At 69.1% G+C, this 16,160-nt stretch carries 13 protein-coding genes and 2 pseudogenes; 10 read left to right on the top strand and 5 right to left on the bottom strand.

From position 1 onward, the window contains the following. Nucleotides 1-181: 181 nt before the first annotated feature. The 9 genes from ACFYWI_RS10045 (at nt 182) to ACFYWI_RS10085 (ending at nt 10,162) form a co-directional block, all read left to right on the top strand. The gene (locus ACFYWI_RS10045; RefSeq protein WP_389228064.1) at nt 182-325 is read left to right on the top strand and encodes a putative leader peptide; all 144 of its coding nucleotides are present in this window, start codon (nt 182-184) and stop codon (nt 323-325) included. A gap of 345 nt (nt 326-670) precedes the next feature. Further along, nucleotides 671-1,240 (top strand): NADPH-dependent FMN reductase, encoded by a 570-nt coding sequence (ssuE, locus tag ACFYWI_RS10050; protein ID WP_389228067.1) that lies wholly within the window; start codon nt 671-673, stop codon nt 1,238-1,240. Nucleotides 1,241-1,250: 10 nt separating this feature from the next. Next, entirely contained in the window at nt 1,251-2,273 is a 1,023-nt protein-coding gene (locus tag ACFYWI_RS10055; RefSeq protein ID WP_389228070.1) for an ABC transporter substrate-binding protein, read from the top strand. Between the two features lie 3 nt (nt 2,274-2,276). Next, a complete protein-coding gene (locus ACFYWI_RS10060; RefSeq protein WP_389228073.1) occupies nt 2,277-3,083 on the top strand; it encodes an ABC transporter ATP-binding protein in 807 nt (268 codons plus the stop codon). Beyond that, nucleotides 3,080-3,970 (top strand): ABC transporter permease, encoded by an 891-nt coding sequence (locus ACFYWI_RS10065; RefSeq protein WP_389228076.1) that lies wholly within the window; start codon nt 3,080-3,082, stop codon nt 3,968-3,970. The genes ACFYWI_RS10060 and ACFYWI_RS10065 overlap by 4 nt, the downstream gene beginning before the upstream one ends. Before the next feature lie 10 nt (nt 3,971-3,980). Continuing rightward, on the top strand, nt 3,981-5,309 hold the full coding sequence (locus tag ACFYWI_RS10070) for an LLM class flavin-dependent oxidoreductase (protein ID WP_389228079.1): 1,329 nt from the start codon (nt 3,981-3,983) through the stop codon (nt 5,307-5,309). A gap of 66 nt (nt 5,310-5,375) precedes the next feature. Further along, nucleotides 5,376-6,272, top strand: coding sequence for a TauD/TfdA dioxygenase family protein (locus ACFYWI_RS10075; RefSeq protein ID WP_389228082.1), 897 nt, complete (start codon nt 5,376-5,378; stop codon nt 6,270-6,272). A gap of 306 nt (nt 6,273-6,578) precedes the next feature. Further along, nucleotides 6,579-8,732, top strand: coding sequence for a CHAT domain-containing protein (locus tag ACFYWI_RS10080; RefSeq protein ID WP_389228084.1), 2,154 nt, complete (start codon nt 6,579-6,581; stop codon nt 8,730-8,732). Nucleotides 8,733-8,743: 11 nt separating this feature from the next. Then, a complete protein-coding gene (locus ACFYWI_RS10085) occupies nt 8,744-10,162 on the top strand; it encodes an esterase/lipase family protein (protein ID WP_389228086.1) in 1,419 nt (472 codons plus the stop codon). A 547-nt stretch (nt 10,163-10,709) separates the two neighbouring features. Here the strand turns inward: ACFYWI_RS10085 and ACFYWI_RS10090 are convergent. Both ACFYWI_RS10090 and ACFYWI_RS10095 read right to left on the bottom strand, forming a co-directional pair. Continuing rightward, the gene (locus tag ACFYWI_RS10090) at nt 10,710-12,596 is read right to left on the bottom strand and encodes an AMP-dependent synthetase/ligase (protein WP_389228089.1); all 1,887 of its coding nucleotides are present in this window, start codon (nt 12,594-12,596) and stop codon (nt 10,710-10,712) included. A gap of 372 nt (nt 12,597-12,968) precedes the next feature. After that, a complete protein-coding gene (locus ACFYWI_RS10095) occupies nt 12,969-13,160 on the bottom strand; it encodes a zinc-binding dehydrogenase (RefSeq protein WP_389228092.1) in 192 nt (63 codons plus the stop codon). Nucleotides 13,161-13,362: 202 nt separating this feature from the next. On the opposite strand from ACFYWI_RS10095, the pseudogene ACFYWI_RS10100 reads away from it, so the two are divergent. Continuing rightward, a pseudogene (locus ACFYWI_RS10100) lies at nt 13,363-13,806 on the top strand (TauD/TfdA dioxygenase family protein); the annotation flags it as partial. Nucleotides 13,807-13,887: 81 nt separating this feature from the next. On the opposite strand, the gene ACFYWI_RS10105 reads toward ACFYWI_RS10100, so the two are convergent. The 3 genes and pseudogenes from ACFYWI_RS10105 to ligD form a co-directional block, all read right to left on the bottom strand. After that, a complete protein-coding gene (locus tag ACFYWI_RS10105; RefSeq protein ID WP_389228354.1) occupies nt 13,888-14,457 on the bottom strand; it encodes an LAETG motif-containing sortase-dependent surface protein in 570 nt (189 codons plus the stop codon). Nucleotides 14,458-14,629: 172 nt separating this feature from the next. Next, a complete protein-coding gene (locus ACFYWI_RS10110) occupies nt 14,630-15,124 on the bottom strand; it encodes a DUF6328 family protein (protein ID WP_389228095.1) in 495 nt (164 codons plus the stop codon). A 135-nt stretch (nt 15,125-15,259) separates the two neighbouring features. Further along, nucleotides 15,260-16,149, bottom strand: a pseudogene (gene ligD / locus ACFYWI_RS10115) (non-homologous end-joining DNA ligase). Between the last annotated feature and the right edge of the window lie 11 nt (nt 16,150-16,160).

The raw sequence follows: 16,160 nt of genomic DNA on the forward strand, positions 1-16,160 counted from the left end.
GACGCTGTGCCATCTTTGCTCGACGACGTGCGGCCCTCCGGCGTCACCACGCCGACGTGCGCGAGGTGTTCGGTCGTTCGGCAGTCATCGGCGGGAGCCTGAGTGCCGGGGGTTCCCCGGCCACCCCTGCGCCTCGCCGGGTACCCCCGCAGGCCGCGAAAGAAATCTGTAACAATTCACCATGCGAGACGATTTCGCGTGGACATTGACGTGGCCGGAAGTCGCTGACATTCTCTGCGGTGTGAGTCAAGCTGACATTCTCGTATCGCGCCTGCACGTCGATCTCCGACGGCTCGCCAGCGCACTTTGTGCCGCCGGCCGCTGAAACACGCCCAGCTGAACTCGCTTTCCGCACCCGGCCTCCGCAGCCCGGGGTCCGGGGCAGCCCTGCTCTGAACCCCGTGGCCCCGGCCGCGTACATGCGGACCCGGTGCGCGACGGACGCACGGCCGGATCACCGGGAAATCACCTCACCCGGGGAAACCCCACCACCCAGAGCAATCAGCAACGGCCTCTGCTCCGGTGCGCCACGGCCGGGTAAGCCCTGATTTCCCTCCCGTTCCGCCTTTTCCGCGCCCCATTGCCATTTCACCGACCCATTTTCCTGGACGGGCCGTAATTTCCGGACGCCGTCCCGGGCATCTTCGCGTACCCCGAAACGGAATGACCGATGACCTCCATTCTTGCTGTTTCCGGAAGCCCGTCCGTGAACTCGCGCACCGAACTGCTCGTCGAGCACGCTCTGGGGCGGCTGGCCGTCACCGGCTTCGACGCCGGGCATCTGCTGGTGCGTGAGCTGCCCGCCGCCGAACTGCTGTCCGGCCGCGCGGACGACCCCGCCCTGTACGCCGCAGCCGAACAAGTGGCCGCGGCAGACGCGCTGATCGTGGCAACGCCCGTGTACAAGGCCTCGTACACCGGGCTCCTCAAGACCTTCCTCGATCTGCTGCCCCAGTCCGGACTGGCCGGAAAGACCGTGCTGCCCCTCGTCACGGGCGGCAGCCTCGCCCATGTCCTGACCATCGACTACGCCCTGCGTCCCGTGCTGTCCGCGCTCGGCGCCCGGCATGTCGTGGCCGGGTCCTTCTTCCTGGACAGCCATGTCGAGCGGCTCACGGACGGCGGGGCGCAGCTGCGCCCCGAGGCCGCCCTGCGGCTGTTCGACGTGGTCGACGAATTCATCCAAGCCCTGCCCACGCCCACCGCCGGTGCGGCGGCTTCCGCCTCCCGCAGCCACTGAAGGAATCCCTGTGCACACCACATCCCGTCGTACCTTCCTCGCCCTGTCCGGACTGTCCGCCCTGGCGGTCGCCGGTTGCGGCACAGCGAGCGGCTCCAGCGGCGTCCGCAACACCAGCAAGCTGCGCTACCAGGGCTTCGCCGGTCAGGTCACTCCGGCCGAACTCGCCGCGGACCTCGGCCATCTGAAGGACCTGAAGCTCGAATGGGTCGGCAACACGATCAGTGGCCCGCAGGACATCCAGTCCGCCGCCTCCGGTCAGACCGACTTCGGCGGCGCGTTCAACGGCGCGGTCGTCAAGCTCGCCGCCCGCAAGGCCCCGATCAAGGCCGTGGTCAGCTACTACGGCTCGGACAAGCACGCGTTCAGCGGCTACTACGTGACCGGCGACAGCCCCATCCGCTCGGCGCGCGACCTGATCGGCAAGAAGGTCGGCATGAACACCCTCGGCGCCCATGCTGAGGCGATGCTCGACATCTATCTCAAGAACAACGGTGTGAGCCTGGCCGAGTCCAAGCGCGTCGAGCGGATCGTCCTGCCTCCGGTCAACACCGAACAGTCGCTGCGCCGGGGCCAGATAGAGGTGGCGGTCCTGGGCGGGATCCTGCGCGACAAGGCGCTGGAGACCGGGGGCATCCGCAAGCTGTTCAGCGACTACGACCTCAGAGGCGCGTTCAGTGCCGGCACCTATGTGTTCACCGAGCGCTTCATCAAGCAGAACCCCGAGACCGTGCGGACGTTTGTGACGGGCGTGGGCAAGGCCCTGGACTGGTCCCGGAGCACACCGCGCGACGAGGTCGTGGCCAGGCTCACCGAGATCGTCGAGCGGCGCGGGCGCAACGAGAGCGCGGACGCACTCAAGTTCTGGCAGTCCTTCGGCGTCTCGGCGCCAGGCGGCCGTATCGACGCGAAGGAACTGACGGTCTGGAACGACTGGCTGACCGACCGCGGCGACATCAAGTCCGGACAGGTGGACATCGACGACCTCTACACCAACGAGTTCAACGGCGCCCGCGCCGCGAAGAGGCGGTGACCCATGACCGCGAAGATCAGTTTCAGGGGCGTCGGCAAGTCCTTTCCCGTCAAGGGCGGCCAGGACGTCACGGCGCTGGACGGGATCGATCTGGACATCGCCGCCGGGGAGTTCACCGTGATCGTCGGGCCGAGCGGATGCGGCAAGTCGACGCTGCTCGATCTGCTCGGCGGTCTGTCCCGGCCGACGAGCGGCGAGATCCTGCTGGACGGTGAGCCGGTGACCGGACCGGGCCTGGACCGGGGCATCGTCTTTCAGCAGTACGCGCTGCTGCCGTGGCGCACCGCCCAGGGCAATGTGGAGTTCGGCCTGGAGGCGACCGGTGTGCCGCGCCGCGAGCGGGCCGGGCGGGCCAGGGAGTACCTCGCCCTGGTGGGTCTCACCGGCTTCGAGGAACGCCATCCGCATGAGCTGTCCGGCGGGATGCGCCAGCGGGTGGCGATCGCCCGCAGCCTCGCCTACGACCCCGATGTCCTGCTGATGGACGAGCCGTTCGCGGCGCTGGACGCGCAGACCCGGGAGTCGCTGCAGGACGAGCTGCTGCGGATCTGGCAGCGCACGGGCAAGACCATCGTCTTCATCACGCACGGCATCGACGAGGCGGTCCGGCTCGGGCAGCGGGTCGCGGTGCTCACGTCCAGGCCAGGCCGTGTCAAGGAAGTGGTGCCGATCGGCATCGGCGCCTCGGCGAGCGACGAGGATCCGCGCTCCAGCCCCGAGTTCGCGCGCCATCGCCATCAGATCTGGAGCCTGCTGCGCGACGAGGTCACCCGTGCGCAGCAGCAGGAGAGGGAGGCCGCAGCACTATGAGCATCACCACCGAGAAGACGGCCGTACCGGTCGTCGATGTGGGCGGCGAGGTCCGGCACGGCGATCCCCTGCCGGCGGTGGCCCCTCGCACGCCGCGTTCGACGGCCCTACTGCGACAGGCCGGCCGGGCCGTGCTCGCCGCCGTCACCCGCACCGTGGCGATCCTGGCCCTGCTCGCGGTGTGGGAGGCCGCGCCACGGCTCGGTCTGGTCGACCGGACCTTCCTCCCGCCGTTCTCCGAAGTGGCTGTTTCCTGGTGGCAGTTGCTGAAGGAGGGACAGCTCGCCGAGCACACCTGGGCCAGCCTCGGGCGGTCGTTCACCGGCTTCGGACTCGCGGTGGTCATCGCGGTGCCGCTCGGTCTGCTGATCGGCTGGTACCGGCCACTCGCGGACTTCCTGGGCCCGCTGCTCGAGGTCTTCCGCAACACGGCCGCGCTGGCGCTGCTGCCGGTGTTCGTCCTGCTGCTGGGCATCGGCGAGACCTCGAAGATCTCCATCGTGCTGTACGCGTGCACCTGGCCGATCCTGCTGAACACCATCAGCGCGGTGCGCACGGTCGATCCGACGCTGCTCAGGCTGGCCCGGTCGATGAACCTTCCGGCCCCGAGGATCTTCCAGAAGGTGATCCTGCCCGCCTCCGTACCGACGGTCTTCACCGGTATCCGGCTGGCCGGCGCGGTGGCGATCCTGGTCCTGGTCGCCGCCGAGATGGTCGGCGCCAAGGCCGGGCTCGGCTACCTCGTCAACTTCTCTCAGTTCAACTTCGCGATCCCCGAGATGTACGCCGGGATCATCACCATCTCCGCCATCGGCGTCGCCTTCAACCAGCTGCTGGTGGCCGTTGAACGACGCTTCACGTCCTGGCGCACCCCGACCGGAAACTGAGGACCCCATCATGCCCGCCGACACTCCACGGCAGTTCCACCTCAACGCGTTCCTGATGAACGCAGGCCATCACGACGCCGCGTGGCGTCATCCGCTCACCCAGCCCGAGCGCATCACCGATCTGTCGTACTTCCAGGAGTTGGCCCGTACCGCGGAGCGCGGCAAGCTCGACTCGCTGTTCCTCGCGGACGGGGTGGCTCTGTGGGGCAACGCCCGATACAACGCGGTCGGAGGCTTCGAACCGCTGACCCTGCTGTCGGCGCTGGCCGTGGCCACCGAGCACATCGGCCTGATCGCCACCGTGTCCACCACCTTCAACGAACCCTTCCATGTGGCACGCAAGTTCGCCTCGCTGGACCATCTCAGCGGCGGGCGCGCCGGCTGGAACATCGTCACCTCCGGCAACGTCGCCGAGGCCAGGAACTTCGGCCGCGAGGAACATCCGGAACACGCGCTGCGCTATGAGCGCGCCGCCGAGTTCCTGGACGTGACGAAGCGGCTGTGGGACAGCTGGCGGGACGACGCGCCGGTCATCGACCGCGAGCGCGGCGTCTACTCCGAGGAGGGCGCCGTCCGTTCGATCGACCACCGGGGCACCCACTTCCGCGTCGACGGGCCGCTCAATGTCCAGCGCTCGCCGCAGGGGCACCCTCTGCTGGTGCAGGCCGGATCCTCCGAGGACGGCAAGGAGTTCGCCGCGCGGTACGCGGAGGCGGTGTTCACCGCGCAGCAGACGCTCGCCGACGGGCAGACCTTCTACAAGGACCTCAAGTCGCGGCTCGCGAAGTACGGCCGCACTGCCGGCCAGCTGAAGATCCTGCCCGGGATCTGCCCTGTCATCGGCGCCACCGAGACCGAGGCGCGGGCGCTGGAGGACGAGCTGACCGGGCTGCAGGTGCCGGAGTACGGCCTGCAGCAGCTGTCCGGGATGCTCGGCACCGATCTGACCGGTCTGCCGCTGGACGGGCCGCTGCCCGAGCTCCCCGAGGAGCAGGACATCAACGGCAACAAGTCGCGGTTCACGCTGGTCGCCGAGCTGGCCCGGCGCGAGAGCCTCACCATCCGCGAGCTGATCGCCCGGCTCGGCGGCGGCCGCGGACACCGGGTGTTCGCCGGTACTCCGGAGCAGATCGCGGACCAGCTCGAGGAGTGGTTCACCCAGGGCGCGGCGGACGGGTTCAACATCATGCCGCCGCTTCTTCCCGGTGGCCTGGACGACTTCGTCGACCATGTCGTGCCGCTGCTGCAGCAGCGCGGGCTGTTCCGCACCGAATACGCCGGACACACGCTGCGCGACCACTACGGCCTGGAGCGGCCCGCCGGCCGCCGGGCCGCCTGACCTCCCTGCTCCCCGCTCCTGCTCCCTGCTGTTCATCCGTCCCACCCGCAGAAAGGCAGCACTCTCATGACCAGTACCGGTTTCGACATCCGCCGCGTCGGCGGCCGTATCGGCGCGGAGATCCTCGGCGTCGACATCTCCGGCGATCTCGACCCGGCGGTCGTCGCGGAGATCAACGCGGCACTCGTCGAGCACAAGGCACTCTTCTTCCGCAACCAGCAGCTCGACGACGCGGCGCAGATCCGCTTCGCCTCCCTCTTCGGGGAGCTGACGACGGCGCATCCGACCGTGCCGTCGGCGGACGGCCAGCCGCACATCCTGCCCGTCGACGGAGACGAGGGCATCCGCGCCAACAACTGGCACACGGATGTCACCTTCCTGCGCACCCCGCCCAAGGCGTCCACGCTGCGCAGCCTCGTAGTACCGCCGTACGGCGGGAACACCCTCATCGCCAACTCCGCGGCCGCGTACCGGGATCTGCCCGACGCGCTGCGCGAGCTGGCCGACCGGCTGTGGGCCGTGCACACCAACGCCTATGACTACGCGGAGCCGAAGAACGAAAAGGCGGCCGAGCGCCGGGCGCGATTCGTGTCCACGAAGTACCGCACCGAGCATCCGGTGGTGCGGGTCCACCCCGAGTCGGGCGAACGCGGTCTGTTCATCGGCGGGTTCGCACAGACCCTGGTGGGCCTGTCACCGTCGGAGTCCCGCGACATCCTGCGCATCCTCCAGTCGTATGTGACCCGGCCGGAGAACGTGGTGCGCTGGACCTGGGCACCCGGTGACCTGGTGCTGTTCGACAACCGCATCACCCAGCACTACGCGCCCGACGACTACGGCGACCTGCCGCGCCTGCTGCACCGGGTGACCGTCGCGGGCGATGTGCCGGTGAGCGTCGACGGCGCGGCGAGCCGGGTCCTGGAGGGTGACGCAGCCCCGCACTACACGCCGGCCGCGGCCTGACACGCCGCGGGGCGGGTGGATCGCCGTCCAGCGATCCACCCGCCCCATCCGGGCACTGCCGCACCACGGCAGGCGCCGCTGTCAGCTCTGGACGCTACGGCACATCCATGACCTGCGGCATACGCATGTTGCGTGGCTGATCGCAGCGAGGATCCCGTCTTTGGCGATTCGGGCGAGGCTTGGGCACCGTCTCGGGACGGTTGACGGCATCCTCATGGCCGAGTCCGGAAAAAGGGGGATAATTCGGTTGGAGAGACAGGTGTGACGCACCCGGACCGAGAAGCTTGGGCGACTCGAAGGAGGAGCGTGGTGATCACCCCCGCCGCTCGCATCGCTGACCTGCTGGAGGACGTACCGACGGCCTCCAACCCTCCCGCACAGCTTCCCGCGGACGAACCACCGCGCACCGGTGGTCCCACCCTCACCGTAACCGTGGTGTGGGGCGACCTTGCGAAGGTCGCCGCCGATCTGCACGTCACTGGGCACTACCAGTCGGTAGTGCCCGCCGCCGCGGAACTCGCACTGGACCGCGCCATATCCGGCGGCCCTCGCCCGCTCATCACGGAACACACCAAGCTCGGCTGGATCGATGCCCAGTTGGGGGAGGTCACCTACTTCCCCTGCAAAGCGGGCCCGGTCCGGTCCGCAGCCGTCGTGGGCATGGGACCGATGGGCACCCTGACGGAACGCCGCGCCATCCAGATGTACGCCTCGCTGCTGGGCGAAGCAATCGCGCTCGGCCATGTCGGGACCATGGCGACCGTGCTCATCGGCTCGGGCACGGGCAATCTGGCCGTGAACCAGGCGGCCCGCGCCCTCGTCAGAGGATTCGCCGGCGTCCTCGCATCGCTGGGCCCACCGACGTCGCCGCCCCGGCTTACCGAGGTACTCGTCGTGGAGGTCGACCGGCTGCGTGCAGAGCAGCTCCTCCTTACGCTGACCAACGCCGCCGCGAAGCTGCCTCAGCTGAGGATCGGCCCGGAGCTGCGCGAGGAGAGCGGCGGCCAGTTGTTCGCGCCCTCCGCGGCGGTGTACGCCCTGACGGCGCTGACCAGGCTCGCCGGGCCGGCGGGCGCGGCCGCCCGCGACGGGATGCCCGGCGGCCCAAACCCGCTGGCCGGGGAGGAAGCCCTGCGCACCCTGCTGGCCGGCTTCGACCCCAACATCCAGAGAAAGATCCACGAGCAGCTGGCGCACCTGGCCGAAGTGGAGCGCACGGACATGTCCTTGACGGTACGCGGATCCGTGGAGGCCCAGGACGACTCCGTGCCCGTCCGGATGTCCGTCCAGTCGGGTGTCGGCGGCCTGCGCTGGGCGGCGCTGACCGGTCGGGCCACCGTACCGGAACGGCTCGTCCCCGTGGACATGGACCTGATGCGGGAGCTCGTGGACCGGCTGACGGAACCGAGTGTCGAGGACGCGCGCGAACTGCCCGACCTGCTGTCCAGGTTCGTGGTGCCTCCGGACTTCCAGCGGCTGCTCACCGACGACGCGACGGTGCTGCTCGAACTGGATCGCGACACGGCCTCCGTACCCTGGGAGTTCCTGGCCGAGATCCAACAGGCCGGCGGTGAGAAACGCGATCCCCTGGCGATCCGCACCCAGCTGTCCCGGCAACTGCGCACACCCTACTCGCGCGTGATGACCGAGGGACTGGCGGACGGACCGCTGCGCGCCCTGGTGATCGGCGACCCGGGAGACCCGGAGAAGGGGTTCCAGCTGCCAGGAGCCCGCAGCGAGGCCCTCGCGGTCGCCACCCAGCTCAAGAACCTGGGAGCCAAGGTCAGCCTCTTCGTCGGCGCGGCGAACTCCACCCGGCAGCCGGGCGTCGACCCCGCCAGGCGCCTTGACGTCCTGCGGGTCCTGCTGTGCGGGGGCAACCACATCGTCCACTACTGCGGCCACAGCGACTTCGACGCCTCCGGCACGGGACGGCGCTCGGGCTGGGTCTTCGCGGACGGCCTGCTGACCGCCCAGGAACTGGCGCTGCTCGAACGGCCCCCCCTGATCGTCGTGGCCAATGCCTGCTACACGGCCCGGCTCGGCGGCACCACCGGTCCCGGCACGCAGGCCGGACCGCCCGGCGTGGCGGACCAGAGCCCGTGGGGGAACCCGCAGGCCGCGCTGGTGCCGAGCCTCGCCGACGAATTCCTTCGCATAGGTGTCGGGCACTACATCGGGGCAGCCTGGCGGATCCCCGACGACCAGGGGATCTCCTTCGCCGAGCAGTTCTACACGCACCTCTTCAAGGACTGGCCCAGCGAGGCGGCGCCGACGGTGGGCGGCGCCGTCCGCACGGCCCGGAAGAGGCTCTACGAGCAGCGCGCTGCGAGGCAGCAGCAGCCGGACACTGCGCCGAACCCGCAGCGGTGGAGTTCCTGGGCCGCCTACCAGCACTACGGGGACGCGGCCGACCCGTTCGTCCGACCCGACCCGATCGACCGACCAGGGGGCAGCTAGGAGGTCCGCTCATGGCCAGGATCCCGATGGCCGACGTCGTCGTACTGCTCCCCGGCATCACCGGGAGCGTATTGACCAGGAACGGCAAGGACGTATGGGCGCCCTCGCCCTCGGCGGTGCTGGGCGCGCTGGCGAGCCTGGGCGGCTCACTGAACTTCCTCGAACTCGGGGAGGACGACTGGCACGTGGACGACCTCGGCGACGGCGTCGCCGCTGACCGGCTGGTGCCCGGTCTCCACACCCTGCCAGGCCTGTGGAAGATCGACGGCTACACGGCGATCGAGAAGTTCCTGCTGACGCAGTTCGACCTGAAGGAAGGCCAGAACTACTTCCCCTTCCCGTACGACTGGCGGCGCGACAACCGAGCCGCCGCCCGCAAACTCGCCGAACAGAGCGCCACCTGGCTGCGGAAGTGGCGTGCGGCGAGCGGCAACGCCACGGCCCAACTCGTCTTGGTCGGGCACTCGATGGGCGGGCTCGTCTCCCGCTACTACGTCGAGGCACTGGGCGGCTGGAAGGACACCCGGGCCATCGTGACCTTCGGCACCCCCTACTACGGCTCGCTCAACGCCGTCGAGTTCCTGTGCAACGGCTTCCACAAGCGGCTCGGTCCCTTCGAGCACGACCTCACGTGCCTCCTGCGCTCCCTCACCGGCCTGCACCAGCTCGTGCCCGTCTACAAGTGCGTGTACGGGCCGGACGGCCTGGCCGCCACCCCGGCCAAGGCCGCGCTGCCCGGCTGGCAGCCGCAGTGGAGCAGCCATCTCACCAGCTTCTTCGGCGAGATGGAGACCGCGGCCACCGCCAACCGGCAGGACCCCGCCTGGGAGTCCAACCAGGTGATCTACCACCCCATCGTCGGCATGGACCAGCCCACCAGGCAGTCGGCCCGGCACACCGACCACAAGGTCGAGACCCTGATGACCCGCGAAGACCTGGACGAAGGCGGCGACGGAACCGTGCCCAAGCTCTCCGCCGCCCTCTCCGGCACTGAGGACGCCCGCACCTTCGTCCCGCAGAAGCACGGCAGCCTGCAGAACCAGGACGCGATGCTCGACCACCTGAAGGGCATCCTCCAGTCCCTGCACGACGTACGCATCGACGACCTGCGCGCCGCCGTGACATCCTGGTTCAGCTACCTCGGTGACGACCTCTACCTCGCCGACGAACCCGTCGTCTGCGAGATCGGCGCCAACAGCGCCCTCAGCGAGAGCGAATTGCCCGAAGTCCGGGCCCGCCTCTCGGTGACCGGTCGGTCCACCGGCATACGGGTGGTCGACCGCGCCATCACGGTCCCCCGCGAGCGGCAGCGGTTCGACATCGGCGTGTTGCCCCCCGGCACGTACGACCTGCTCGTCAGCGCCAGCGCCGACACCGCGCCGCTGTCCGACGTCTTCCTCGTCGCCGGCCCGGACGGCACGGACGGCTGATCCCCTCGCACGGCCGGGCGCCGAGGCAGGAGGGGACACGAGCCCTTGCAGCAACGGCCTTCGGGGAGACGGGCGGTGAGGTGCGCTTCATGGAGGGCCTGGTCGGCTGTACTGGCGTGGGCGAGAAGCGTTGGGAAACTTTGCCGGTGATCCAGATGCGCAGGAGGGCTCCGGCGAAGATGGGCGGAAGCCGATGCCCCGCCCATCGCTGTAGATCAGGTGGGCGGAGCCGACGGGGTCGAGCGCCCAGTCTCCGCCGAGGCTTTGGACGAGGTTGTCTACCGCATACGACTGCACGACCTGCGCCGCGGCTCGGCCCCTTTACAGCTGCTCGCTTGCACAGACACCAAGGTCGTCCAAGCACATCTGGGCCACACCGGTATCGTTGGTCCTCCGCGTCGCCTGGCCGGAAAGACTCCCCAGCCGTGCAGGCGCCATTGCCCACCGGACGACTGCCTTGGTGTCCGGCGAGGCGAATGCCCTTCTCGGACAGGTGAACCCAGTGTCCGGTACGGCTGTGAGAAGTGCCGTACCGGACAGATGGAGATCAGGCCTCGCGGGAACCGTCGTACATCCCCTCGATGACCTCGGCGTACTCACGCTCCACAACAGGCCGCTTGACCTTGAGGCTCGGGGTGAGTTCACCGTGCTCGATGTCGAGGTCGCGCGACAGCACCGAGAACTTCTTTATTGTCTGCCACCGTTGCAGGTCGCCGTTGACCCGCTGAACGAAGCCGTCGATCAGCTCGTGGACCTGCGGCGAGGAGACGACCTCGGCGTAGCTACGGCCGCCGAGGTCGTGAGACGCCGCCCAGGGCATGATCACGGTCTCGTCCAGGGTGATCAGGGCGCTGCAGAAGTTGCGGCCGTTGCCGATGACCAGGATGTTGCTGACGAACGGGCAGACGGCCTTGAAGCGGCCTTCGATCTCGGTGGGCGCCACGTACTTGCCGCCCGAGGTCTTGAACACGTCCTTCTTGCGGTCGGTGATCCGGACGAAGCCGTCCTTGTCCATCTCGCCGATGTCGCCGGTGTGCAGCCAGCCGTCGCTCTCCAGCACCTCCGCGGTCTTCTCGGGGAGGTTGTGGTAGCCGCGCATGATGCCGGGGCCCCGCAACAGGATCTCGCCGTCCTCGGCGATGCGGACCTCGGTGCCGGGCAGCGGTGTGCCGACCGTGCCCACTCGGTTGTCGTCGGCGGGGTTGACGATGCAGCCCGCGCTGGTCTCGGTCAGACCGTAGCCCTCGAGGACGTGCACGCCGGCGCCGGAGAAGAAGTAGCCGATATCGGGGGCGAGTGCGGCACTGCCCGAAACGCTGGCGCGCAGGTTGCCTCCGAAGGCGGCGCGGATCTTGCCGTACACCAGCCTGTCTGCGATGGCGTGCTGCAACACGAGCGACAGAGGCACGCTGCGTCTTCCGGTTGCCGCCATGCTCTCCTGCCTGGCCCTGGCGTAGTCGCGGGCGACCTTCGCCGCCCAGAGGAAGATCTTGTACTTGGCGCCACCCTCGGCTCTCGCCTTTCCCGCGATGCCGTTGTAGACCTTCTCGAAGATCCGCGGGGCGGACGCCATCAGGGTGGGGCGCACGGCGGGCAGGTTGGTGATGATGCGGTCGACCCGCCCATCCACCGCCATCACGTGGCCGGTCTTGATCTGACCGGAAATCAGAGCCTTGCCGAAGACGTGGGACAGCGGCAGCCACAGAAACTGCACATCGTCGGAGCGCAGCAGCCCGCCGGCCTCCTGTGCCACGGCCTGGTAGGACCAGGAGTCGTGCACCAGACGCACGCCCTTCGGTCGGCCGGTGGTGCCGGAGGTGTAGATCAGAGTGGCCAGCTGCTCCGGCTCGATTGCCCGGACCGTCTCCCCGATCGCGTCCGGGTGCTCTTGCAGATACACCGTGCCCCGCTTCTCCAGCTCAGCGAGGGACAGCACCTCCAGCCCCTCCACCTGAGGGATGTCCGCCTCAGGGTCGAAGAGGATCGCATGGCCCAGCTCGGGCAAGCGGTCGACGTGAGCGACCACCTTGGCCAGCTGGGCGGCGTTCTCGACGAAGATCGCCCGGCTGCCGGAGTCGGAGAGGATGTACCCCGTCTCATCGGCATTGGTGCTGGGGTAGACAGCGGTGGCGGCCGCGCCCGCGCACATGACGCCCAGGTCGGCCAGTATCCACTCCACCCGAGTGGAGGAGGAGATCGCCACCCGCTCCTCGGGCTGCATACCGAGGGCGAGCAGGCCGGCCGCGATCGCCGTGACGCGCTCAGCGGTCTGCGCCCATGTCAGCGAGCGCCACTGCTCGGTGCCGGGAGCGCCGTCGTCGGCCGGCGCGGGATAGCGGTAAGCCTCCCGGTCGGGTGTGGCCTCGACTCTTGAGAGAAAGAGGTGCGCCACGGAAACCGAGCGATTTTCAAGAGGGGACTGCGCGGAACTCACATTGACCTCCGGGCCCGGGTGCGCCCATCAAACGACTTGTTAACTGACAGGTAACTCGCAAGCAGTGGTCAGAGTAGGGGGTGAGGCCGCCGACGCGTAAGGGAGGAAGGCGCTGCACAAGCCACAATGTCGAACCCTGGGCACGCGCACAACGAGCCTCCCCCGCCGGGGCCCCGGCCTCGGCAACGATGCGAGTGATCCTCTCGCGTGGTAGCCCAGTACAGGGCGATGACAGAGGCCGGGGACACCTGTCCGGCATCGGCAGACTGGTCTTCACACTGCCGATCCACCCCCGGCCACCGTGTTGTACACCTTGAGGGTCCGCTCCCGGCGCGTCGGCGACCACCGTTCAACTCGTGCGGGAAATTTCCGTCACAGCGTGAGTAGGAGTTTGCCGCGGACCTGGCCGATCTTGCTGGTCCGGTGTGCTTCGGCCGCCATGTGCAGGGGCAGGACGTCCTGGACTTCAACATGGACGACCCCGGTGTCGATGAGCGTGCTGATGCGGTGCAGCGCCTCACCGTCCGGGGTGACGATCAGGCGCTGCCCCTTGATCCCCGGCACGCGGTGCGCCTCGTCGATGGGTCCGGCAGGGTGATGAGGCTCTGGGCCATCGCGCCGAGGCGGTTGAAGTCCTCGGGGGTTCCAGCCTGGAGTACTCACCTCCGGGCTGGAGGCCCAGCCCAGCCCTGCTCGATCCAGACGGGGCGCTGGCCGGACCTGCCCGTCCGGCGGTCCGGCGCAGCCGCCGTCCGCAGACGGGACCGTGCACACCAACGCCTATGACTACGCGGAGCCGAAGAACGAAAAGGCGGCCGAGCGCCGGGCGCGATTCGTGTCCACGAAGTACCGCACCGAGCATCCGGTGGTGCGGGTCCACCCCGAGTCGGGCGAACGCGGTCTGTTCATCGGCGGGTTCGCACAGACCCTGGTGGGCCTGTCACCGTCGGAGTCCCGCGACATCCTGCGCATCCTCCAGTCGTATGTGACCCGGCCGGAGAACGTGGTGCGCTGGACCTGGGCACCCGGTGACCTGGTGCTGTTCGACAACCGCATCACCCAGCACTACGCGCCCGACGACTACGGCGACCTGCCGCGCCTGCTGCACCGGGTGACCGTCGCGGGCGATGTGCCGGTGAGCGTCGACGGCGCGGCGAGCCGGGTCCTGGAGGGTGACGCAGCCCCGCACTACACGCCGGCCGCGGCCTGACACGCCGCGGGGCGGGTGGATCGCCGTCCAGCGATCCACCCGCCCCACCCGGGCACTGCCGCACCACGGCAGGCGCCGCTGTCAGCTCTGGACGCTACGGCGCTTGCGCGCGGCCCACATGATGCCACCGCCCGCGACGAGGACCACAGCCGCGGCCCCGGCGATCAGCGGAGTCGAGCTGGAGGAGCCCGTCTCGGCCAGGTCCGGCGTTTCGGTGCTCGGCGCGGCCGACGGCTTCACGGGGGCAGAGCTCGTCGAGGTGCTCGGCGTCGGCGTGGCCGTACCCGGCGTCTCCGACGGAGTCGGAGACTGCGACGGGCTAGGCGTGGTGGAGGGGTTCGGCGACTCCTCGCACACGGGCGCCGTCTTGGTCTCGTCGCGCGAGTGCTGATCGCCGTCGCTCGCCTTCAGGACGAGGCGGACGGAGACCTCCGCGTCGTGCGCCGGCAGCTTGAGGGTCTTCTTGAAGTCGTTGGCGAACGTCTCGGTCGGCAGCAGGTCCTTGCCGTCCACGGTGACGGTCACCGTGTTCTGGGAGTCACGGCCGTAGTTGGTCAGATTGAGGACGACCGCATCGCAGTCCACCTCCCAGGTGGGGGTGTGGGCCACGGCGGGGCCTGCGGCGAGGCCGACGCCGAGCGCACCGACCATCGCGGCGGCTATGAGAGCCCCCGACCGCCGCCACGATCTCTTGATCTCAGTCACTGATTTCCTCCACGAATTGCAGCGCCACCCAACGGGCGGTGCGCGCACAGTACCGCCACAGCACCAGGAGTCCACACCCACCCCACCCATGCTGTTGAGCCCGCCGGCTGAAAACCCGTCACTCACGGGTGCGGTAGGTGGCCCGACCCCAGACCGGAACCACGAACCACCACAGGACGAACCACACCACCATGCCTGCGACCAGCCACGATGCGAGGGTGTCCGCAAGAACGACGCGCAGAATGAGCAGCAGCGCGCAGGCCATGGTGCACAGCAGGAGGAACAGCCCCAGCACGGTCAGGCGCGAGGCCCACACGACGGTCTGCGGCTTCAGCCGCTGCCCGGTGAGCAGCCGGTGCATCGATACAGGTCCGATGAGGACCCCGGTGGTCGCCGCGCCCAGCATCACGGTGACCGAATAGAGCGTCCGATCGGTGTCGGACAGTTCGCCGAAGCGCGGTTGGAACGCGACCGTGAGCAGGAATCCGAACAGGATCTGCACACCCGTCTGGGCGACGCGCAATTCCTGCAGAAGATCTCCCCAGCGCCGGTCCGCCCGCTCTTCCTCTGTTTCGTCCCGTCCGTGCCCGCGCTCATTGTTGTTCTCGTCCATCACCTTTACCTCCGCATCAGAGCGTGTGACGGCGAATCCGGGGCAATCCGCGGTGTGGAGGTGCAGATCATGATTCCTATCGTGCTCGCTCCGCCGCTGGGTGTCGTGCTGTCCGGCGCCGGATCCCCCCATCCCCTACCGCAGGGCGGCCAGTCTGCGGCGGGCGGGGCCAAGGGCCCTCGGGCGACGACCGCGTACGTCCTTCCACGGCTCGGTACGGGCCTGGTCGAGCACATCGGCGACGGTCCACCGCCGGGCGGTGAGGCCGGGGTCCTTCAACTGGTCCCAGCTGATCGGGGTGGCCACGGGCGCGCCGGGCCTGGCGCGTACCGAGTAGGGGGCGACGGCGGTCTGCGCGTAGGCGTTCCTCTGCACATCCAGATAGAGGCGATCCCCGCGCGCCTTCTTGCGTACGGCGGTGGTCAGCCGGTCGGGGTCGCGCTCGGCGAGTGTCGCGGCGATCTCCTGGACGAAGGCCCGCACCTCGTCGAAGTCCGCGTCGCCGCGCAGCGGAACGATCACATGCAGACCGCGGGAGCCCGTCGTCATCGGCGTTGAGGGCAGTGCGAGCTGTTCGAGCAGTTCGCCGAGCTGCTGCGCCGCCCGGCGCACCGGCTCGAAGTCGTCGCCCGCCGGGTCGAGGTCGAACACCAGCCGGTCGGGCCGGTCGATCCGGTCCGCGCGCGACTGCCAGCGGTGGAAGGTGATGCATGCCTGGTCGACCAGGTGGGTGAGGGTGGCGGTGTTGTCGCACACGGTGTGTGTCACGGTGCCGTCCGCCTTGGCGACCTCGACCCTGCGCACCCACTCGGGGTAGCTCCGGGGCGTCTGCTTCTGCATGAAAGGGGGCCGGCCGATGCCGTCGGGGTACCGCTCGAGCATCAGCGGTCTGCCGCGCAACTGCGGCAGCATGTACGGCGCGATCGCACGGTAGTACTCGGCGAGGTCCGCCTTGGTGATCCCGTCGTCCGGGAAGAGGACCTTGCCGGAACGGTGGATTCGACGGTGTGCCTGCCGGCCCGGATGCGCCGGGTGC

This window comes from Streptomyces sp. NPDC002889 (assembly GCF_042888425.1).
GTDB lineage: Bacteria > Actinomycetota > Actinomycetes > Streptomycetales > Streptomycetaceae > Streptomyces.